Below are 4,428 nucleotides of genomic sequence, written 5' to 3'. Positions count from 1 at the left end.
GTGACCGCGCTGGCCGCGCCGGCGTTGAGCTGGACGCTGCGCCTGCCGCTCGCGCTGACGCTGCTGCTCGCCGCGAGCACCTTCGCCACCGTGCTGGCCGGTCGCCGGCTCGGGGAACTCCAGGGCGACCAGCGGTTCCTGCGACTCGCCGCCGCGATGACGGTCCTCGCCGCAGGCCGGTACGGGGGGCTGGTCGTCGGGCTCACGCTCGGTTGGGACCCCGTGGGCTGCCTGCTCCTCGGCACGCTCACCGGCTTCCTCGTCCTGCCCGTCCTGGCCCACCTCGCGGGCCCGGTGCGGACCACCGCCGGCACCGGCCCGGACGGCAACGACCCGGCGTACGACGAGCTGCGTCCCCGCCAGGTGCTGACCGCCTGCGCGGCGTCCCTGGCGATGCTCACCATCTCGTACGCGGACCTGATCCTCGCCCGCCAACTGCTCACCGCCGACGCCTCCGGCGGGTACGCGGTCGGCTCCGTGCTCACCAAGGGCGCGCTCTGGGCGCCTCAGGTGGTCACCCTGCTCGTCCTGCCCCGGCTGGCCCGGGGTGACCGGCGGGCGCGGACGCGGGCGCTGGGCCTGATCCTCGGCTGCGGGGCGGTGCTCGTGGGCGCGTCCGCGGTCGCCGGTGACCTCGCGTTCCGGCTGGCCGGCGGTGCCGACTACCTGCACCTGGCCGGCGAGGCACCGCTCTTCGCGGCGGTCGGAGCCCTCTACGCGGTGGTGTTCATGCTTGTCAACGACCGGGTCGCCACGGGTGCGCGGTGGGCGGGCGCCCCGCTGTGGGCGGCCACCGGCGTCCTCGGCGTCGCCGCTCTGCTGCTGGCCCCGCGCACCGTGGAGGGGGTGCTCGCCTGCTCCCTGGGTACCGCCGCGCTGACCACCGCCGCGATGGCCTGGCTGACCCTGCGCCCCGCCCGTCCCTGACCGTCGCCCGCGCCCTGCCGGTGCGTCAGTCGCCCTCGGCGAGCCAGGTGCCCAGCAGGTGGTGGTCGATCGCGTCGACGCGCCCGAGGGTACGACCGGAGGCCACCCGCTCCCGCAACTCCGCCCGGGTGAACCAGCGCGCCGCCAGCAGTTCCTCGCCGTCGACGCGTACCTCCTCGGAGGTGGCGGTGGCCCGGAAGCCGACCATGAGACCGGCGGGGAACGGCCACGCCTGGGAACCTTGGTAGGTCACGTCGGTGACGGTCACGCCGGCCTCCTCGGCCATTTCCCGCCGGACCGCGTCCTCCATGCTCTCGCCCACCTCGACGAAGCCGGCCAGCGTCGACCAGGCGTCCTCCGACGCGCCGGCGTGCCGTGCGAGCAGGCAGCGCCCCGGCGAGCCGGGTGCCTCGACCAGCACGATGACCGCCGGTTCGATCCGGGGGAACAGGAGCCGCCCGCACTCCCCGCCGGTGCAGGTCCGGACGTGCCCGCCGCCCCCGGCGACGGCCGGCGCCCCACAGGTGCCGCAGTACCGCTGCTGCCGGTGCCAGTGCAGCAACCCCCGCGCGTACGCCTGGACGGCCGCGTCGTCGGTGTCGAGCCGCCCCACCAGCGCCCGGACGTCGACGGCCCGCGCGGCACCGGCCATCTCGACGGCGGACTGCTCGGTCAACGCGGAGAGGTCCACCGCGAACACGGCGGCGTCGCCGTCGAGGCCCAGGAAGACGGTCTCGCCGGAGGCGGCCCGGACGAGCGACGCCCGATGGCCGGTCAGCCGGACCGGACCGTCGGAGTCGACGAGGCAGTGGTCCCGCCAGAGGGGAAGCACCGTGGTGGCGGGGTCCGCCAGCAGCCCCTCGATCCGGGCCGGATCGGTGCGCAGGGCTCCCGCCCGGTCCAGTCGACCACCGCCGTACGCCAGGACCGCCTCGCCCATCCGCATGATCACACCCTGCCATGCCGCGCCGCCGAGGGCGCCACCGGTACGAAAGGCCCGACACGCCGACCGACACGCCGTGACCGCGCCGGCCGAGAGCAGGCTGCCATCACGCCCCGGCGTTGGTTACCGTAGTTGTCTTCCGGCCGGGAGGAACCGCTTCCGCTTCCCCCCGTGGTATGTCTCCGATCGAGGTGCCTGTGACGCTGTACGGCGATAGACGTCCGCCCGCCGCCGACGACCGGCCCACCGTGCAGGTCGCCGCGGTCACCTGGCCCGCCGACGAGCCGGGGGCCCCGGTGCAGGCAGGTCCTCCCACGGGTGGGGAGAAGCGCCCACGCCGGGCGAAACTGCTCGTCGCGGCCGGTGTCGCCACGGCGGTGCTGGCCTCGGTCGGCGGAGCGGGCGCCTGGGCGTACGCCGGTGACGTGCCGCGCGGCACCACCGTGCTCGGCACGGAGCTGGGGGGCCGGAGTCGCGCGGACGCCGTCCGGGAGCTGCGCGCCGAGTTGGACCGGCGCAACGCCGCGCTCACCGCTCCGCTGACCGTCCGCGTCGGGGAGCGCAACGCCCAGATCGACCCGGCCTCGGTCGGGCTTGCCATCGACGTGGAGGCGACCGTGGCGGCGGCGGCCGAAGCCGAGGCGCACGCGGTGGACCGGCTGGTCGGGTCGCGTGAGATCGACCCGGTGGTGACCGTCGACGTCGCGCGCCTCGACGCCGCGCTGAAGAACGTGGTCGGCAGCCAGGGCCGGAAGATGACCATGCCGGCGATCACCTGGAAGGGCACCACCCCGAAGGCGACGCACCCGAAGCCCAGCCTCGCGCCGGACCCGGAGCGCTCCGCCCAGGTCGTCCGCGCCGGCTGGCTCGCCGGGCAGCCGGTCGATGTGCCGCTCGTCGAGTCGCACCCGGCCACGACCGCGGAGGAGGTCGACCGGCTGGTGGCCGAGCTGGCGAAACCGGCGGTCGCGGCGCCGGTGAAGCTGACCACCGACCGTGGTTCGGTGACCATCCCGCCGCAGGCCATCGCGAAGAGCCTCCGCTTCACCGCCGACAAGGCGGGGAAGCTGACGCCCGAGGTGGACGTCAAGCGTCTGCGGACGGCCCTCGGCGACGACCTTCAGAAGGTGGAGGTGCCGCCGAAGGACGCCGGCATGACGATCGCCGGCGGCAAGCCGACGATCGTGGCGGGGAAGCCCGGCCAGCAGCTGGACACCTCGACGCTGGGCGCGGACCTTCTCGCCGTGCTGCCGAAGGCGGACGGCCGGGAGGTCACCGGCACGCTGAAGCCCGCGGAGCCGGAGCTGACCGAGGAGAAGCTCGCCGGTCTGGGCATCAAGGAACGCGTCTCGAGCTTCACCACCCGCTTCACCGGAGGGCTCTCCTCCCCGCGCAGCCAGAACATCGTGACGATCGCCAAGGACGTGGACGGCACGGTCGTACTGCCCGGCGAGACCTTCTCCCTCAACGGGCACACCGGCGAGCGGGGGTACGCCCAGGGCTACCGGGACGCGCCGGTCATCCTCGGCGGCAAGCTCGTGCCCGGCGTCGGCGGTGGGACGTCCCAGTTCACCACCACGCTCTTCAACGCCACGTACTACGCGGGGCTGGAGGACGTCGAGCACAAGCCGCACTCGTACTGGTTCACCCGCTACCCGGCGGTCATCGAGTCGACGATCTTCTGGCCGGACCTGGACTTCAAGTTCCGCAACAACACGGACCACGGTCTCCTGATCGACACGTCCTGGACGTCCAGCACGATCACCGTGTCGATCTGGAGCACGAAGATCTGGGACAGCGTGAAGACCGAGTACGGCCCGCGCCGCGACATCACCAGGCCCAAGACCGTCTACCTGGAGCCGGGGCCGACCTGCATCGAGGCCAACGGGAGCGAGGGGTTCACCCAGGACGCGTTCCGGGTCATCAAGAAGGACGGCAAGGTCGTCAAACGGGAGAAGTTCACCTGGCGCTACGACGCCGAGCCGCGCTTCATCTGCGCCCCGGAACCCTCCTGACCGCCGACCCCCGCACGCACGTCCCAGCCCCGCCGGCACCGCGCCGGCGGGGCTTTCCTCTCCCGTACGCCCACCGCGCTCCGCCCGCGGCCACGCCCCTGGGCATGGGGACGGGTGGTGGTCGTCCGCTTCCTGCCCAGCCGTACGTGCCGGCTGGCTGTGGGGCGGGCGGGCCCTGTCGAGCTGAGTCACCTGCGACATCACGGGCTGCGGGGGGAATCCGATTCGTCTCGCTACCTGGTGCCCCGGCGCCCCGGCCGATGTCGACGACTCCTCGACGAAGGGCGACCCGGCAGCTAATGGTCATCCGCCAGCAATGGCGACTCGTCGGCAACGGTGACTCGTTCACGTCATCAGCTCGAAAGGGCCGTCGTGCGATGGCGTCCCAAGCCGACCTGCGGATCTGCGCGAGGAAGGGCCCAGAAACGCGTTCAGGGCCACCCAAGAATGGGTGGCCCTGAACGGGAAGATTGTCCGGCGGTGTCCTACTCTCCCACACCCTCCCGGGTGCAGTACCATCGGCGCTGGAGGGCTTAGCTTCCG

The 4,428-nt window shown here is 73.3% G+C and carries 3 protein-coding genes; 2 read left to right on the top strand and 1 reads right to left on the bottom strand.

What is annotated here, in order from left to right:
• A partial coding sequence (locus AB0I76_RS23195) for a polysaccharide biosynthesis protein (RefSeq protein WP_357039084.1) occupies window positions 1–927 on the top strand: 927 nt, incomplete at its 5' end.
• Window positions 928–952: 25 nt separating this feature from the next.
• Here AB0I76_RS23195 and nudC read toward each other — a convergent pair.
• Window positions 953–1,873, bottom strand: a complete 921-nt coding sequence (nudC, locus tag AB0I76_RS23190; protein ID WP_357039081.1) for an NAD(+) diphosphatase — start codon at window positions 1,871–1,873, stop codon at window positions 953–955.
• Window positions 1,874–2,061: 188 nt separating this feature from the next.
• Between nudC and AB0I76_RS23185 the strand changes: the two genes are divergently transcribed.
• Entirely contained in the window at window positions 2,062–3,885 is a 1,824-nt protein-coding gene (locus AB0I76_RS23185; RefSeq protein WP_357039078.1) for a VanW family protein, read from the top strand.
• Window positions 3,886–4,428: the final 543 nt, after the last annotated feature.

Origin of the sequence: Micromonospora sp. NPDC049799, from assembly GCF_040656655.1 — a bacterium.
GTDB lineage: Bacteria > Actinomycetota > Actinomycetes > Mycobacteriales > Micromonosporaceae > Micromonospora.
This window is presented reverse-complemented; position numbering and strand designations above follow the sequence as displayed.

Coding starts and splice junctions, on each gene's coding strand:
- nudC (WP_357039081.1), bottom strand. CDS start 1,873: ATGCGGATGGGCGAGGCGGTCCTGGCGTACGGCGGTGGTCGACTGGAC.